Genomic DNA, 15,439 nt, shown 5'->3' on the forward strand with positions numbered 1-15,439 from the left:
GAGGATTGACGCATCTGCCCGGGCCGGCGTTTTCGCGGATAAACCTGCCGGGGCTGCGCAGGTTTTCAGATTAGCGCCACCCTTACGGGCGGGTTCGCACGCGACCAGACCGGAGCAGTAACGGTTGATCAGCGCCTGCCCGCCCAGCGCTGACGCAACCACTCCAGGTCTTCCGGTCGGGTGACTTTGATGTTGTCACTGCGCCCCTCGACCAGGCGCGGCGCCTGCCCAGACCACTCGATGGCAGAAGCCTCATCGGTCACTACCACATCGGAAACCAGACTCTCGGCCAATGCCCGATGCAACATGCCCAAGCGAAACATCTGCGGCGTATACGCTTGCCAGATGGTGCTGCGGTCCACCGTCGCGGCGACCCGCCCACTGGCATCGGCACGCTTGAGCGTATCCCGAGCCGGCACCGCCAGCAGCCCACCGACGGCGTCACCGGCCAACTCCGACAGCAGCTTGTCCAGGTCACTACGGGCCAGGTTCGGCCGCGCCGCATCGTGCACTAGCACCCAGTCGTGCTCCGATGCCCCTTGGGCATGCAACAACAACAAGGCATTGAGCACCGAATCGGCACGTTCACGACCGCCCGGTGCACGCTGAATACTCGGATCACTGGCGCAGCCAAGCCGAGGCCAGTAAGGGTCGTCTTCGGCGATGCTGACCACCACGCCTTTGAGCGAGGGGTGGCCAAGGAAACAATCGAGGCTATGCTCGAGCAGCGTCTGCCCAGCCAGCTCCAGGTATTGCTTGGGGCGATCGGCAGCCATGCGGGCACCCACGCCCGCTGCAGGGATCACGGCCCAGAAAGCCGGTAAGGGTTCAATCATTTTTGCGGCAGCTGGTAGAGGGTTTCGCCCTCTTTGACCATTCCAAGTTCATGACGAGCCCGTTCTTCAACGGTCTCCATACCTTTTTTGAGCTCCAGCACCTCGGCATAGAGCACACGGTTACGCTCCAGCAGCCGTTCATTCTCGGCATGCTGTTCTTCGATCTGCTGCTTGAGCTCGGCCACTTGCGCCAGGCTGCCGTTACCCACCCAAAGGCGGTATTGCAGGCCACCGAGCAGCACAAGCAGGACAAGGAACAACCAATAGGGACTGCGCATCAAGGTATCCAGATTAAAGACCGCCGCACACGGACGTCATATAGCACGAAGCCTGGCCGAGGCCAGGCTTCGTGGACAGAAACCCGCATGAAGCGCCGGATGGCTGGGTACCGAAATTCAGTACCCAAGCCCCGACAGCCTCGGTTGCTGTCTTTTTACCATCTCTTGCTTAGCCGCGAAACTCGGCACGACCACGGTAAACCGCTTTGGCGCCCAGTTGCTCTTCGATGCGCAGCAGTTGGTTGTACTTCGAGACACGGTCGGAACGGCACAGCGAACCAGTCTTGATCTGGCCAGCAGCGGTACCCACAGCCAGGTCGGCGATGGTCGAGTCTTCGGTTTCACCGGAGCGGTGCGAGATCACTGCGGTATAGCCGGCAGCCTTGGCCATCTGGATGGCTTCCAGGGTTTCGGTCAGCGAGCCGATCTGGTTGAACTTGATCAGGATCGAGTTACCGATACCCTTCTCGATGCCTTCCTTGAGGATCTTGGTGTTGGTCACGAACAGATCGTCACCCACCAGCTGTACTTTGGTACCGATCTTGTCGGTGAGGATTTTCCAGCCAGCCCAGTCGGACTCGTCCAGGCCGTCTTCGATCGAGATGATCGGGAAGCGCTCGGTCAGGCCTTTGAGGTACTCGGCAAACCCTTCGGCGTCGAACGACTTGCCTTCACCGGACAGGTTGTACTTGCCGTCTTCGTAGAACTCCGAAGCCGCGCAGTCCAATGCCAGAGTCACGTCGGTGCCCAGCTTGTAGCCGGCCTTTTCCACAGCTTCGGCGATGGCGCCCAGGGCGTCTTCGTTGGAAGCCAGGTTCGGGGCGAAACCACCCTCGTCACCCACGGCAGTGTTCAGGCCACGGGCCTTGAGCACGGCTTTGAGGTGGTGGAAGATTTCGGTGCCCATGCGCAGGCCGTCGGAGAAGGTCTTGGCGCCAACGGGCTGAACCATGAACTCCTGGATGTCGACGTTGTTGTCGGCGTGCTCGCCGCCGTTGATGATGTTCATCATCGGAACCGGCATGGAGTACTGGCCTGGGGTGCCATTGAGGTTGGCGATGTGCGCGTACAGTGGCAGATCCTGGTCCTGTGCAGCGGCCTTGGCGGCAGCCAGGGACACGGCCAGGATGGCGTTGGCGCCCAGCTTGGCCTTGTTCTCGGTACCGTCCAGCTCGATCATGGCGCGGTCCAGGGCCTTCTGGTCGGAAGGATCCTTGCCCAGCAGCAGGTCACGAATCGGGCCGTTGATGTTGGCGACGGCCTTCAACACGCCCTTGCCCAGGTAACGGCTCTTGTCGCCATCACGCAGCTCCAGCGCTTCGCGCGAGCCGGTGGAAGCACCGGACGGCGCGCAAGCGCTGCCGATGATGCCGTTGTCGAGCAGTACATCGGCTTCCACAGTGGGGTTGCCACGCGAATCGAGAACTTCACGACCTTTGATGTCGACGATTTTTGCCATTGTTGTAAGCACTCCAGAATTGACGAAAACAACGCAACTTTAGGAAATTCTTGCCTTGCACCAGGCGGGGACGCAGCAGGCAGGCCTGGCAGAAGCGACCCCTGACCGAACGGTCAGGGGAAGATCGCGGCGTACTTTACCCGAGAAATGAGCCTTGCGCGGCTTTAACCGTCGGAAAACTCATCAAAGACCTGAAAAAATCAGGCTTTGTTCTTCTGGGCCAGGGCCGCTTTGACGAAGCCGCTGAACAGCGGGTGGCCGTCACGCGGGGTGGAGGTGAACTCCGGGTGGAACTGGCAAGCCACGAACCATGGGTGATCTTTGGATTCGACCACTTCGACCAGCGCGCCGTCCTCGGAACGACCAGATACCACCAGGCCAGCATCAACCAGCTGAGGCAGCAGGTTATTGTTGACTTCGTAGCGGTGACGGTGACGCTCGGTAATCACGTCCTTGCCATAGCAGTCGTGGACCTTGGAGCCGGCAGCCAGTTGGCAGTCCTGCGCGCCCAGGCGCATGGTACCGCCCAGATCGGACGCTTCGGTACGGGTTTCGACGGCACCTGTGGCATCGGCCCACTCAGTGATCAGGCCGACCACCGGATGGCCGCTGTTGCGGTCGAACTCGGTGGAGTTGGCGTCTTTCCAGCCCATTACGTTGCGGGCGAACTCGATCACGGCCACCTGCATACCCAGGCAGATGCCCAGATACGGCACCTTGTTCTCACGGGCGTACTGCACGGCCGTGATCTTGCCTTCCACGCCACGCAGGCCGAAACCGCCTGGCACCAGAATGGCATCGGCGCCTTCGAGCAGGCTGGTGCCCTGGTTCTCGATGTCTTCGGAGTCGATGTAACGCAGGTTGACCTTGGTTCGGTTGGTGATGCCGGCGTGGCTCATCGCTTCGATCAGCGACTTGTACGCATCCAGCAGCTCCATGTACTTGCCGACCATGGCGATGGTCACTTCCTGCTCAGGGTTGAGCTTGGCATCGACGACCTTGTCCCACTCGGACAGGTCGGCGCTGTTGCACTGCAGGCCGAAACGCTCGACGACGAAGTCGTCCAGGCCCTGGGCGTGCAGCACACCTGGGATCTTGTAAATGGTGTCGACGTCTTCCAGCGAAATCACCGCACGCTCTTCGACGTTGGTGAACAGCGCGATCTTGCGGCGCGACGAGGCATCGACCGGGTGGTCGGAACGGCAGATCAATACGTCAGGCTGCAGGCCGATGGAACGCAGTTCCTTGACCGAGTGCTGAGTCGGCTTGGTCTTGGTCTCGCCAGCAGTGGCGATGTAGGGTACCAATGTCAGGTGCATCAGCATGGCGCGCTTGGAGCCTACTTCCACCCGCAGCTGGCGGATCGCCTCGAGGAACGGTTGCGATTCGATGTCGCCCACCGTACCGCCGATCTCCACCAGGGCCACGTCGGCATCGCCTGCACCCTTGATGATGCGGCGCTTGATTTCGTCGGTGATGTGCGGAATGACCTGGATGGTCGCGCCCAGGTAGTCACCACGGCGCTCTTTACGCAGCACGTGCTCGTAGATGCGGCCGGTGGTGAAGTTGTTGTTCTGGGTCATGGTGGTGCGGATGAACCGCTCGTAGTGGCCCAGGTCCAGGTCGGTCTCGGCGCCATCGTGGGTGACGAACACCTCACCATGCTGGAACGGGCTCATGGTGCCCGGATCGACGTTGATGTACGGATCCAGCTTGAGCATGGTGACCTTCAGGCCCCGCGCTTCCAGGATGGCCGCCAGGGAAGCCGAGGCAATGCCTTTCCCCAATGAAGAAACAACACCGCCCGTGACGAATATGTAGCGCGTCATGAAAAACCCTAGAAGTCTGCGTTAAGGCGGCCAGCGCCGCCGGAGAAAGCGAAGGAAGGCCGAAGCCCCCGATCACCTGCGTCAATCACAGTGCATCTCGAAAAACTGCCGCGTCTGTACAGACCAGGAGTATTCCCGGCATGGAGCTCGCTCGTCATTTTCAGAATCAGCCCAGCAAAAAACTGCTTGGTAATCGGCAACTGCTGTGTTTCCGGGGAAGCCACAGAAGTTGTATCAAGAAGGGAGGGTAGTCTACCGGAATGTACCCTTCAGCTCAAACCTTGCGCGTTCGTCGGCAGCGCCCAATGAAGCTGGCAATCGGCTTGGGCCAAGGATGGCAGATTGGCCACCGCCAGCAAGCGTTCGCCGCAAAACAGCAACGGCAGGCGCGGGCGCACAAAGTGCGGGACCTGCAACTCGTTGAGCAGGCGCTTGAGGTCGCGTCGCCCGCGCCCGGCGACATCCAGCATCTCACCGCCCTGGCGGTAGGCGATGTGCAGATCGCTCTGCGGCCCAGCGACATCAAGACGCACGTAGCCGTTGCCAGGCAGCGCCAGGCTGGCGCCGGGGTCTGCCCATGGGTACTCACCTTTGGGTGTTTGCAGCCAGTCCCCGCTCAACCACCAGATGCGCCCCTGGCTACGCAGCAGGCACCCGTCAGCGAGCCGCCAGACCGGCTGCGCATCCGCCGCCGCGTCCCGCAGATTTGCCCAGCCCGCCCAATGCCGCGTGTCGGGTAACCGGGTTCGCTTGCTGAGCCAGTATTGCAAGGCATTGCGCTGGCGCGCAGGCGACAATCGGACAAGCGTCGCCAAGTCGAGCGAGGGCAACGTTGCCCAGGCAGGTGCTGCGCCCTGCACGGCTTGCGCCAGGTCGCCTGCAGCCAATTCATCGAGCAAGCCCAGAGCCTCCCCCAGGTGTTCTGCACAGCGGGCGATGTTCTGGCGGGCTTGGGGCCAACGCTGCTGCAATGGCGCAAACATCTCTGCGCGCAGGTAGTTGCGGTCGAAGGTGGTATCCACGTTCGTCGGGTCTTCGATCCACACCAACTCATTGGCGTGGGCGTAGTCATGCAACTGCTGACGCGAGGTTCCCAGCAATGGCCGAACCAGGCTGCCCTGCCCTAATCGTCGCTGCGCAGGCATTGCCGCCAGGCCACGCAACCCGGCGCCGCGCAGCAAGCGCAGGAGCAAGGTTTCGGCCTGGTCGTCGCGGTGATGAGCGGTGAACAGGATTTCACCGGGCGCGAGGATCTGCTCGAAGGCTGCATATCGCGCGTCGCGGGCGGCCTGTTCGAGGCTGGCGCTGGAGGAAACCTGGACGTAGATGACCTGGAGCTCGATGCCGAGCTTGTCGCAGATGGCTTGGCAGTGGGCCGGCCAGGCGTCGGCGGCCGATTGCAGGCCGTGATGGATGTGCAAGGCACGCAGCGCAGGAGCTGAAGGTTGGCGGGCGTGTTCGGCCAACAGATGCAGAAGCACGGTTGAGTCCAGGCCGCCAGAGAAAGCGATGTACCAGGTGGGGGCGTTGCGCCAAGGGGTGAGGTTGATCATGTGCGCCTCACTTGGCTTGATAACCGGATCCATGTGAGCTTGCCCGCGAACCCACGCGAAGCCAGTGCCGTGCACCGCATCGCCTGTTTCGCGGGTGAAGCCGCGCCCATATGGGCCGCAGCGCGGCCCTGGGATGAATCAGAGACCGTAGCTCATCAAGCGGTCGTAACGACGGGCCAGCAGGGTGTCGTGGTCGAGCTTGCCGAGCATGTCCAGCTGCTGTACCAAGTCGGCACGAATGCTCTCGGACATCTTGGCCGGATCACGGTGGGCGCCGCCCAGCGGCTCCTCGATGACCTTGTCGACGATGTTCAGGCTTTTCAGGCGATCGGCAGTGATGCCCATGGCTTCGGCGGCGTCGGCAGCCTTGTCGGCGGTCTTCCACAGGATCGACGCGCAGCCTTCGGGCGAGATGACCGAGTAGGTGGAGTACTGCAGCATGTTCAGCTGATCGCACACGCCAATGGCCAGTGCACCGCCAGAACCACCCTCACCGATCACGGTAGCGATGATTGGGGTTTTCAGACGAGCCATGACCCGCAGGTTCCAGGCGATGGCCTCGCTCTGGTTACGCTCTTCGGCGTCGATGCCAGGGTAGGCGCCCGGGGTGTCGATGAAGGTCAGGATCGGCATCTTGAAGCGCTCGGCCATTTCCATCAGGCGGCAAGCCTTGCGATAGCCCTCAGGGCGCGGCATGCCGAAGTTGCGACGTACCTTTTCACGCACTTCACGGCCCTTCTGGTGCCCGATGACCATCACCGGCTTGCCATCCAGACGCGCGGTACCACCAACGATGGCAGCGTCATCGGAGAAGTGGCGGTCGCCGTGCAGCTCTTCGAACTCGGTGAAGATGTGCTCCAGGTAGTCCAGGGTGTAAGGACGACGTGGGTGGCGCGCCAGGCGGGCGATCTGCCAGCTGGTCAGGTTGCCGAAGATGCTTTCGGTCAGGGTGTTGCTCTTGTCTTGCAGACGGGCAATTTCATCGCTGATGTTCAGCGAGTTGTCGTTGCCTACCAGGCGCAGGCCTTCGATCTTGGCTTGCAGGTCGGCAATCGGCTGTTCGAAATCGAGAAAATTCGGGTTCATAGTCATCCGTCTTGGGTCTACGGCCAGGCGGCCGGCCGGTTGATCCGTTTGGCGCCATACCTTAAGGGATCAGGCGCATATAGGTCGAGATTAAATTTCGTCGATTCAACGATATTGCAGGAAGACGTTCTCACGTCCGAACTGGTCACGCAGTGCCTGAATCAGGCCGTCGGCCGGGTCTATCGACCACTGGTCACCGAACTGCAGCATGGCCTTGGCATCGCTGCCGGTGTACTCGAGGGTGATCGGGCAGGCGCCGCGATGCCGGGTGATCAACTCGCCCAGCCATTTCAGGCGGTCGCCCTTGAGTGCCTCATGGGCCACCTTCAAGCGCAGGCTCTCGGCCAGCTTGGTGCGTGCATCCTCCATGGTCATCACCTGCTTGACGCGCAGGCGCAGGCCGCCTGAGAAGTCGTCGTTGCTGACCTCGCCTTCGACCACCACCATGGCATCGGTCTGCAGCAAAGACTGGGCCGCCACGTAGGCGTCGGCGAACAGCGAAGCCTCGATGCGCCCGGAGCGGTCATCGAGGGTGACGAAGCCCATCTTGTCGCCTTTCTTGTTCTTCATCACCCGCATGGCAATGATCATCCCGGCGATGGTCTGAGTCTCGCGCGAGGGCTTGAGATCGATGATGCGCTGGCGGGCGAAACGGCGGATCTCGGTTTCGTATTCGTCGATCGGATGGCCGGTGAGGTACAAGCCCAAGGTGTCCTTCTCGCCTTTAAGGCGCTCCTTGAGGGTCAGCTCACGCACCTTGCGGTGGTTGGCATAGACGTCCACGTCTGCGGCGTCGAACATGCCGCCGAACAGGTCGACATGGCCACTGTCGGCGGTATGCGCAGCCTGTTCGGCGGCCTTGATGGCCTCGCCCAGCGCCGCCAGCAAGGTGGCGCGGTTGATGTCGATACTGGCGTGATACGCCTTGATCTCATCATGGAAATGCGGACCCAACCGGTCCAGGGCACCACTGCGGATCAAGGCATCGAGGGTGCGCTTGTTGACCCGCTTGAGGTCGATGCGCTCGCAGAAGTCGAACAGGTCCTTGAACGGCCCGCCTTGGGCACGCGCTTCTACGATGGCCTCCACCGGGCCCTCACCGACGCCTTTGATCGCACCCAGGCCATAGACGATGCGGCCATCGTTGTTGACGGTGAACTTGAAGTCGGAGAAGTTCACATCCGGCGCATCGAGGCGCAGCTTCATGCTGCGCACTTCCTCGACCAGCACCACCACCTTGTCGGTGTTGTGCATGTCCGCTGAGAGTACCGCTGCCATGAAAGGCGCAGGATAGTGGGTTTTCAGCCATGCAGTCTGATAAGAAACCAACCCATAGGCGGCCGAGTGGGATTTGTTGAAGCCGTAACCTGCGAACTTTTCCACCAGGTCGAAGATGTTACCGGCCAGATCAGCATCGATGTTGTTGGCAACGCAACCTTCGATGAAGCCGCCCCGCTGCTTGGCCATTTCTTCAGGCTTTTTCTTACCCATTGCCCGGCGCAGCATGTCTGCACCGCCCAGGGTGTAGCCTGCCATCACCTGGGCAATCTGCATCACCTGTTCCTGGTACAGAATGATGCCGTAGGTGGGCGCCAGCACCGGCTTGAGGCCTTCGTACTGGTAGTCGGAGTGCGGGTAGGCCAGTTCGGCACGGCCGTGCTTACGGTTGATGAAGTCGTCCACCATGCCCGATTGCAGCGGGCCGGGGCGGAACAACGCCACCAGTGCGATCAGGTCTTCCAGGCAGTCGGGCTTGAGCTTCTTGATCAGCTCTTTCATGCCGCGGGATTCGAGCTGGAACACCGCCGTGGTTTCGGCTTTCTGCAGCAACTCGTAGGTCTTGCGGTCATCCAGTGGGATGAAATCGATGTTGACGTCAGGCAGGTTCTGCTTGGCCTGCTCGCGGTTGATGATTTCCATCGCCCACTTGATGATGGTCAAGGTGCGCAGGCCAAGGAAGTCGAACTTCACCAGGCCCGCAGCCTCGACGTCATCCTTGTCGAACTGGGTGACCAGGCCGCCGCCCTCCTCGTCACAGGCAATCGGCGAAAAATCGGTGAGCTTGGTTGGCGCGATGACCACGCCACCGGCATGCTTGCCGGTGCCTCGGGTCACCCCTTCGAGCTTGAGCGCCATGTCCCAGATTTCGCGGGCATCTTCGTCGCCCTTGAGGAAGTCGCGCAGGATCTCTTCCTGCTCGTAGGCCTTCTCCAGGGTCATGCCCACTTCGAACGGGATCATCTTCGACAGCCGGTCGGCCAGGCCGTAGGACTTGCCCTGCACCCGCGCCACATCGCGCACCACCGCCTTGGCGGCCATGGTGCCGAAGGTGATGATCTGGCTCACGGCATTACGGCCATAAGCTTCGGCCACGTAATCGATCACCCGGTCGCGGCCATCCATGCAGAAGTCGACGTCGAAGTCGGGCATGGAAATACGTTCAGGGTTGAGGAAGCGCTCGAACAGCAGGTCGTAGGCCAGCGGATCGAGGTCGGTGATCTTCAGCACGTAGGCCACCAGGGAACCGGCACCCGAACCCCGGCCCGGGCCTACCGGCACATCGTTGTTCTTGGCCCACTTGATGAAGTCCATAACGATGAGGAAGTAACCGGGGAAACCCATCTGGATGATGATGTCCAGTTCGAACTTCAGCCGGTCCAGGTAGACCTGGCGTTTTTCTTCGTAGTTGGGCGTGGTCTCTTTCGGCCAGAGCACCGCCAGGCGCTCCTCCAGGCCTTCGTGCGAGACATGGCGCAGATAATCGTCGATACCCATGCCATTGGGCGTCGGGAAGTCGGGCAGGAAGTACTTGCCGAGCTGCACCTGGATGTTGCAGCGCTTGGCGATTTCCACAGTGTTGGCGATTGCATCGGGCAGGTCGCTGAACAGCTCGGCCATTTCTTCGGCCGACTTCAGGTACTGCTGGTCGCTGTAGTTGCGCGGCCGGCGCGGGTCGTCGAGGGTCCAGCCTTCGCCGATGCAAACCCGGGTTTCGTGAGCATCGAAGTCCGATTGCTTGATGAAACGTACGTCGTTGGTGGCCACCAACGGCGCGCCGAGCTGGTCGGCCAGGGCCACGGCGGCGTGTACGTAGTCTTCGTCACCCGCACGATTGGTGCGCTGCACCTCGACGTAGAAGCGGTCTGGGAACATGCCCATCCAGTCGCGCAGCAGGGCCTGGGCTTCAGCCTGACGGCCGCTCGCCAGCGCCATGCCGATGTCGCCTTCCTTGCCCGCAGACAGGGCAATCAGCCCATCACTGGCAGGGGCAATCCACTCGCGTTGGACAATCACCAGCCCGTTGCGTTGACCGTCGGTCCAGCCACGGGAAATCAGCTCGGTGAGGTTGCGGTAGCCTTTGGGGTTCATGGCCAGGAAGCAGATGCGCGACAGCGGTGCTTCCGGATCGGCGCCGGCCAGCCAAAGGTCGGCGCCACAGATCGGTTTGATCCCGGCGCCCATGGCGGTTTTGTAGAACTTCACCAGCGAGCACATGTTGCTCTGGTCGGTGATCGCCACCGCAGGCATGTTCATCCCCGCCAGCGCCTTGGCCAGCGGCTTGATCCGCACCAGGCCGTCTACCAGCGAGAATTCGGAATGGACGCGCAGGTGAACGAAGGGAACCGACATGGAAAGTCCTGTAGCAGTGCTGAACGACAAGGGCGCGATTGTAGCGTAAATGCTCGAAGCATTTGGGGCCGCATAGCGGCCCCATTGGATCAGATCAGTGCGTGAGTGAAGCTTTCTCGGGCTTCCCACGCGGCGCGCACCGGGCCGAATGAGCGCCGATGGATGGGAGTGGGGCCCAGCCGCGCCAAGGCCTCCAGGTGCACTGCAGTAGGGTAGCCTTTGTGCCCGCCGATGCCGTAGCCAGGGTAGATCAGCTCGAATGCGCTCATCTCCCGATCACGGGTCACCTTGGCCAGAATCGATGCGGCGGCGATGGCCGGCACCTGGCTGTCGCCCTTGACCACCGGTGCAGCCGGAACGGCCAGTTGCGGGCAACGATTGCCGTCGATCAAGGCCAGTTTCGGTGTGATGTGCAGCCCTTCAACCGCACGCTGCATGGCCAGCATGGTGGCATGCAAGATGTTGAGCCGGTCGATTTCATCGACTTCAGCGCGGGCGATGCAAAAGCTCAACGCTTTTTCACAGATTTCGTCGAACAATGCCTCACGCCTGGCTTCGGTGAGTTTCTTCGAATCGTTCAAGCCCAGGATCGGCCGAGCCGGATCGAGAATGACCGCCGCCGTGACCACTGCACCACACAGCGGGCCGCGCCCGACCTCGTCAACGCCGGCCACCAGGTCTTCGACCAGGTTGAAGTCCAATCCAATCTGCATATCAGCGGTCCTTGAGCAAGGCCAGCACTGCGTCGGCCGCCTGGTTGGAGGCGTCGCGGCGCAGGGTGCGGTGAATCTCATCGAAGCGTTCGGTCTGCTGGGCACCCCCGGCGATCAGCGGCGCCAAGGTCTGCGCCAAGGCTTCACTGGTCGCGGCATCCTGCAGCAGCTCCGGCACCAGCTCACGCTGGGCCAGCAGATTGGGCAACGAGACGTAAGGGCTTTTCACCAGGCGCTTGAGTATCCAGTAGGTCAAGGGTGCCAGGCGATAGGCAACGACCATCGGGCGTTTGTACAAAAGCGCCTCGAGTGTGGCGGTACCAGAGGCAATCAGCACCGCGTCGCAGGCAGCCAACGCCTGGTGCGACTGACCATCGAGCAAGGTCAACGGCAGGTCGCGACCTGCCAGCATCTGCTCCACCTGAGCACGCCGCGCAAAGTTTGCGCAGGGCAGCACGAACTGCACCCCAGGCACCAGCTCACGCAGGCGCTGAGCGGCATCGAGGAACAGCGCGCCCAGGCGCCCCACCTCACCGCCCCGGCTTCCCGGCATCAACGCCACCACTGGCCCGTCGGCCAGCCCCAGCGCGCTGCGAGCAGCGTGCCGGTCTGCCGTCAACGGGATGGTATCGGCCAAGGGGTGGCCCACGAAGCGCACCGGTACGCCCTGTTCTTCGTAGAAACGTGCCTCGAACGGCAACAGCGTGAGCATCAGGTCGCAACCCTCGCGGATCTTCAGCACACGTTTTTGCCGCCACGCCCAGACTGACGGGCTGACATAGTGCACTGTCTTGATTCCAGCCTGGCGCAGTTTCAGTTCGATGTTGAGGGTGAAGTCTGGCGCGTCGATACCGATGAACACATCGGGCCGCTCGCCGATCAGGGTCTGGATCAGCGCTTTGCGGCGCTTTAGCAGCTCGCGCAGACGCCCCAGTACCTCGACCAGGCCCATGACTGCCAGGCGCTCCATCGGGAAGTACGACTGCAGGCCTTCGGCCTCCATCAGCGGGCCGCCCACGCCGATGAAACGGATATCGGGATGGCGCGCCTTGAGGGCGCGCATCAGCCCGGACCCGAGAATATCGCCGCTGGCCTCACCTGCGACCAGGGCTACGCAAAGCTGCCCCATTTCAGCGGGTGATGCCGCGGGCAGAGTTCACGATCGACTGGCGGAACAGTTCGACCTGATCGTGCTTGGCCGCGAGCTCTTCCAGCTCCTTGACCGCCTCTTCGACAGTCAGGCCTTGGCGGTAGACGATCTTATAGGAGCGGCGCAAGGCGTGGATGACCTCATCGCTGAAGCCACGCCGGCGCATGCCTTCGAAGTTCATGCTGCGGGCTTCGGCAGGGCTGCCGAACACTGTGACGAAAGCCGGCACATCCTTGCCGATCGCCGTGCCCATGCCAGAGAACGCATGGGCGCCGATGTGGCAGTACTGATGCACCAGGGTGAAGCCGGAGAGGATCGCCCAGTCACCAACATGCACATGCCCGGCCAACGCGGTGTTGTTGACCAGGATGCAGTGGTTGCCAATGACACTGTCATGGCCTATGTGGGCATAGGCCATGATCAGGTTGTGATCACCCAGGGTGGTTTCCGAACGGTCCTGGACCGTACCACGGTGAATGGTCACACCTTCGCGGATCACGTTGTGGTCGCCGATGACCAGCCGCGTCGGCTCACCCTTGTACTTGAGGTCAGGGGTGTCTTCGCCAATCGAGGAAAACTGGTAGATGCGGTTGTGCTTGCCAATCCGGGTCGGGCCTTTGAGCACCACGTGCGGGCCGATGACCGTGCCTTCACCGATTTCGACATCGGGGCCAACGATAGACCACGGGCCAACCTCGACGCCGTCGGCCAGCCTGGCCGACGGGTCGATGATCGCCCGTGGATCAATCGAAGTCATAGGGAGCGTTCCGCACAGGTGATCTCGGCCGAGCATACTGCCTTGCCGTCAACCAGAGCACGGCACTCGAACTTCCAGATCATGCTTTTGCGGCTGAGGAACTTGGCTTCCAGTACCAGCTGGTCGCCTGGCAGCACAGGCTGGCGGAAACGCAGCTTGTCGGACCCAACGAAGTAGTACAGGGTGCCGTCGGCGGGCTTGGCATCGAGCATCTTGAAGCCCAGGATGCCGGCCGCCTGGGCCATGGCTTCGATGATCAGAACACCCGGCATGATCGGGTGCGCTGGGAAATGGCCGTTGAAGAACGGCTCGTTGATGCTGACATTCTTGTAGGCACGAATGCTCTGGGCCTCGAAGTCCAGATCCGTCACGCGATCTACCAGCAGGAACGGGTAGCGGTGAGGCAGGTATTCGCGAATCTCGTTGATGTCCATCATTTCGGGGGGAAGCCTGTAATAAGAATAGGGAGCGCAGGTGCTGACCACACGCTCCTTTTGCAATCCAAAGAGGAGCCAGCTAGCGACTGTTCACTCTTGCTCAGGAAATGGTATCAGCCTTCTGATGCCGGCTGGCCACCTGAGGTCACGGTATCGACACGTTTTTCCACCTGCTGGAGGCGCTTGGCCATGTCATCGAGCTGACGAATACGCGCCGCGCTCTTGCGCCAGTCAGCCAATGGCTGCATGGCGGTACCGGATGAATAGGAACCTGGTTCGGTGATCGAACGGGTCACCATGGTCATTCCGGAAATGAATACGTTGTCGCAGATATCGATGTGGCCCACCAGCCCTACACCACCTGCCAGCATGCAATGCTTGCCGATGCGCGCACTGCCCGAGATACCCACGCAGGCAGCCATGGCCGTGTGATCACCGATCTGCACGTTGTGAGCGATCTGGATCTGGTTGTCGAGCTTGACCCCATCGCCGATCCGGGTATCCGACAGTGCACCACGGTCAACGGCGGTGTTGACGCCAATTTCCACGTCGTCACCGATGGTGACGCCGCCGATCTGGGCAATCTTGCGCCAGATACCTTTCTCGTTGGCAAACCCGAAGCCTTCGCCGCCGATAACGGCACCCGACTGAATGACTACACGCTTGCCGATGGTCACGTCGTGATACAGCGTGACCCGCGGTGCCAGCCAGCCACCCTCACCGATCACACAGCGTGCGCCAATGAAGCAGTGAGCGCCGATGCAGACACCAGCACCGATGCGCGCACCGCTTTCGATGACCGCGAACGGCCCGACACTTGCACTGGCGTCCACCTGCGCGTCCTCAGCCACCACGGCGCTGGGATGAATACCCGCCACAGCCTTGGGTTTGGGGTCGAACAGATGAGAAACACGCGCATAGGCCAGGTACGGGTCGGCCACGATCAGCGCATGGCCGGCAAAACCTTCGGCATCAGCCGCCTTGAGCAGGACGGCCGCAGCCTGGCAGTCGTCCAGGTACTTGCGGTACTGCGGGTTGGCCAGAAAGCTCAACTGACCCGGGCCAGCCTCCTGCAAGGTGGCCAGCCCAGTGATCTGCAGCGCCTCAGGGCCTTTCAGTGTGGCCCCGAGGGCCTCGGCCAGCTGGCCGAGCGTCATGGTCACGGTCATATCAACGCGCTTGGTTCATACGCTCGATAACTTGGCGGGTGATGTCGTACTGAGGTTTGACATCGATGACCGCACCGCGCTCGAGAACCAGGTCGTAGCCGCCCTTCTTGATCACTTCCTCGACAGCACCGTCCAGCTTCGGCTTGAGCTGCTTGAGCATGTCGCGGTCAGCAACGGCCTTGGCCTCGTTCAGCTCCTTGGACTGGAACTGGAAGTCACGGGCTTTTTGCTTGAATTCCAGCTCCAGGCGCTCGCGCTCTTGCTGTTGCATCTTGTCGCCGCCCTTGATCAGACGGTCCTGAATGCCCTTGGCGCTGCTTTCCAGGCTTTTCAGTTTGGTCAGCTGCGGGCCGAACTTTTTCTCGGCGTCGACCGCGTACTTCTTGGCGGCATCGGATTCGAGCAGGGCCATCTGATAGTTCAGCACAGCGACTTTCATTTCGGCGAAAGCCGGGGTGGCGACCAGCGCCGCGGCCACTACGGCCAGTTGAGCCAATTTACGCACGATGCACTCCTGGAAAAACCGTTGTCGTTAAGCAAGG

The 15,439-nt window shown here is 61.5% G+C and carries 13 protein-coding genes; all 13 read right to left on the reverse strand.

The window, feature by feature from the left end; all coding sequences use genetic code 11:
- Positions 1–128 precede the first annotated feature (128 nt).
- A complete protein-coding gene (gene ispD / locus HU725_RS17495) occupies positions 129–836 on the reverse strand; it encodes a 2-C-methyl-D-erythritol 4-phosphate cytidylyltransferase (RefSeq protein ID WP_186478712.1) in 708 nt (235 codons plus the stop codon).
- Positions 833–1,114: a cell division protein FtsB gene (gene ftsB, locus HU725_RS17500; protein WP_060480142.1), complete on the reverse strand. Its 282-nt coding sequence runs from the start codon at positions 1,112–1,114 to the stop codon at positions 833–835. Before ftsB ends, ispD begins: the two co-directional genes overlap by 4 nt.
- 169 nt (positions 1,115–1,283) lie before the next feature.
- On the reverse strand, positions 1,284–2,573 hold the full coding sequence (gene eno, locus HU725_RS17505; RefSeq protein ID WP_060480143.1) for a phosphopyruvate hydratase: 1,290 nt from the start codon (positions 2,571–2,573) through the stop codon (positions 1,284–1,286).
- A gap of 200 nt (positions 2,574–2,773) precedes the next feature.
- On the reverse strand, positions 2,774–4,402 hold the full coding sequence (gene pyrG, locus HU725_RS17510) for a CTP synthase (RefSeq protein WP_050704421.1): 1,629 nt from the start codon (positions 4,400–4,402) through the stop codon (positions 2,774–2,776).
- A gap of 269 nt (positions 4,403–4,671) precedes the next feature.
- Positions 4,672–5,955 (reverse strand): tRNA lysidine(34) synthetase TilS, encoded by a 1,284-nt coding sequence (gene tilS, locus HU725_RS17515; RefSeq protein ID WP_186478713.1) that lies wholly within the window; start codon positions 5,953–5,955, stop codon positions 4,672–4,674.
- Between the two features lie 138 nt (positions 5,956–6,093).
- Entirely contained in the window at positions 6,094–7,041 is a 948-nt protein-coding gene (gene accA / locus HU725_RS17520) for an acetyl-CoA carboxylase carboxyl transferase subunit alpha (RefSeq protein WP_186478714.1), read from the reverse strand.
- A gap of 105 nt (positions 7,042–7,146) precedes the next feature.
- On the reverse strand, positions 7,147–10,671 hold the full coding sequence (gene dnaE / locus HU725_RS17525; protein WP_186478715.1) for a DNA polymerase III subunit alpha: 3,525 nt from the start codon (positions 10,669–10,671) through the stop codon (positions 7,147–7,149).
- Between the two features lie 89 nt (positions 10,672–10,760).
- Positions 10,761–11,384: a ribonuclease HII gene (rnhB, locus tag HU725_RS17530; protein WP_060480147.1), complete on the reverse strand. Its 624-nt coding sequence runs from the start codon at positions 11,382–11,384 to the stop codon at positions 10,761–10,763.
- Position 11,385: 1 nt separating this feature from the next.
- A complete protein-coding gene (lpxB, locus tag HU725_RS17535; protein ID WP_186478716.1) occupies positions 11,386–12,513 on the reverse strand; it encodes a lipid-A-disaccharide synthase in 1,128 nt (375 codons plus the stop codon).
- Between the two features lies 1 nt (position 12,514).
- Positions 12,515–13,291 carry an acyl-ACP--UDP-N-acetylglucosamine O-acyltransferase gene (gene lpxA, locus HU725_RS17540; RefSeq protein ID WP_060480149.1) on the reverse strand — a complete coding sequence of 259 codons (777 nt, stop codon included), beginning with the start codon at positions 13,289–13,291 and terminating at the stop codon, positions 12,515–12,517.
- Positions 13,288–13,728 carry a 3-hydroxyacyl-ACP dehydratase FabZ gene (fabZ, locus tag HU725_RS17545; RefSeq protein ID WP_060480150.1) on the reverse strand — a complete coding sequence of 147 codons (441 nt, stop codon included), beginning with the start codon at positions 13,726–13,728 and terminating at the stop codon, positions 13,288–13,290. Before fabZ ends, lpxA begins: the two co-directional genes overlap by 4 nt.
- Positions 13,729–13,841: 113 nt before the next feature.
- Entirely contained in the window at positions 13,842–14,897 is a 1,056-nt protein-coding gene (gene lpxD, locus HU725_RS17550) for a UDP-3-O-(3-hydroxymyristoyl)glucosamine N-acyltransferase (protein ID WP_186478717.1), read from the reverse strand.
- A 1-nt stretch (position 14,898) separates the two neighbouring features.
- A complete protein-coding gene (locus tag HU725_RS17555; protein ID WP_003252311.1) occupies positions 14,899–15,402 on the reverse strand; it encodes an OmpH/Skp family outer membrane protein in 504 nt (167 codons plus the stop codon).
- Between the last annotated feature and the right edge of the window lie 37 nt (positions 15,403–15,439).

This window comes from Pseudomonas promysalinigenes, assembly GCF_014269025.2.
Lineage (GTDB): Bacteria > Pseudomonadota > Gammaproteobacteria > Pseudomonadales > Pseudomonadaceae > Aquipseudomonas > Aquipseudomonas promysalinigenes.

Excerpts from the sequence above, each read along its gene's own strand:
- ispD (WP_186478712.1), bottom strand. The coding sequence starts at position 836 with ATGATTGAACCCTTACCGGCTTTCTGGGCCGTGATCCCTGCAGCGGGC.
- ftsB (WP_060480142.1), bottom strand. The coding sequence starts at position 1,114 with ATGCGCAGTCCCTATTGGTTGTTCCTTGTCCTGCTTGTGCTGCTCGGT.
- eno (WP_060480143.1), bottom strand. The coding sequence starts at position 2,573 with ATGGCAAAAATCGTCGACATCAAAGGTCGTGAAGTTCTCGATTCGCGT.
- pyrG (WP_050704421.1), bottom strand. The coding sequence starts at position 4,402 with ATGACGCGCTACATATTCGTCACGGGCGGTGTTGTTTCTTCATTGGGG.
- tilS (WP_186478713.1), bottom strand. The coding sequence starts at position 5,955 with ATGATCAACCTCACCCCTTGGCGCAACGCCCCCACCTGGTACATCGCT.
- accA (WP_186478714.1), bottom strand. The coding sequence starts at position 7,041 with ATGAACCCGAATTTTCTCGATTTCGAACAGCCGATTGCCGACCTGCAA.
- dnaE (WP_186478715.1), bottom strand. The coding sequence starts at position 10,671 with ATGTCGGTTCCCTTCGTTCACCTGCGCGTCCATTCCGAATTCTCGCTG.
- rnhB (WP_060480147.1), bottom strand. The coding sequence starts at position 11,384 with ATGCAGATTGGATTGGACTTCAACCTGGTCGAAGACCTGGTGGCCGGC.
- lpxB (WP_186478716.1), bottom strand. The coding sequence starts at position 12,513 with ATGGGGCAGCTTTGCGTAGCCCTGGTCGCAGGTGAGGCCAGCGGCGAT.
- lpxA (WP_060480149.1), bottom strand. The coding sequence starts at position 13,291 with ATGACTTCGATTGATCCACGGGCGATCATCGACCCGTCGGCCAGGCTG.
- fabZ (WP_060480150.1), bottom strand. The coding sequence starts at position 13,728 with ATGATGGACATCAACGAGATTCGCGAATACCTGCCTCACCGCTACCCG.
- lpxD (WP_186478717.1), bottom strand. The coding sequence starts at position 14,897 with ATGACCGTGACCATGACGCTCGGCCAGCTGGCCGAGGCCCTCGGGGCC.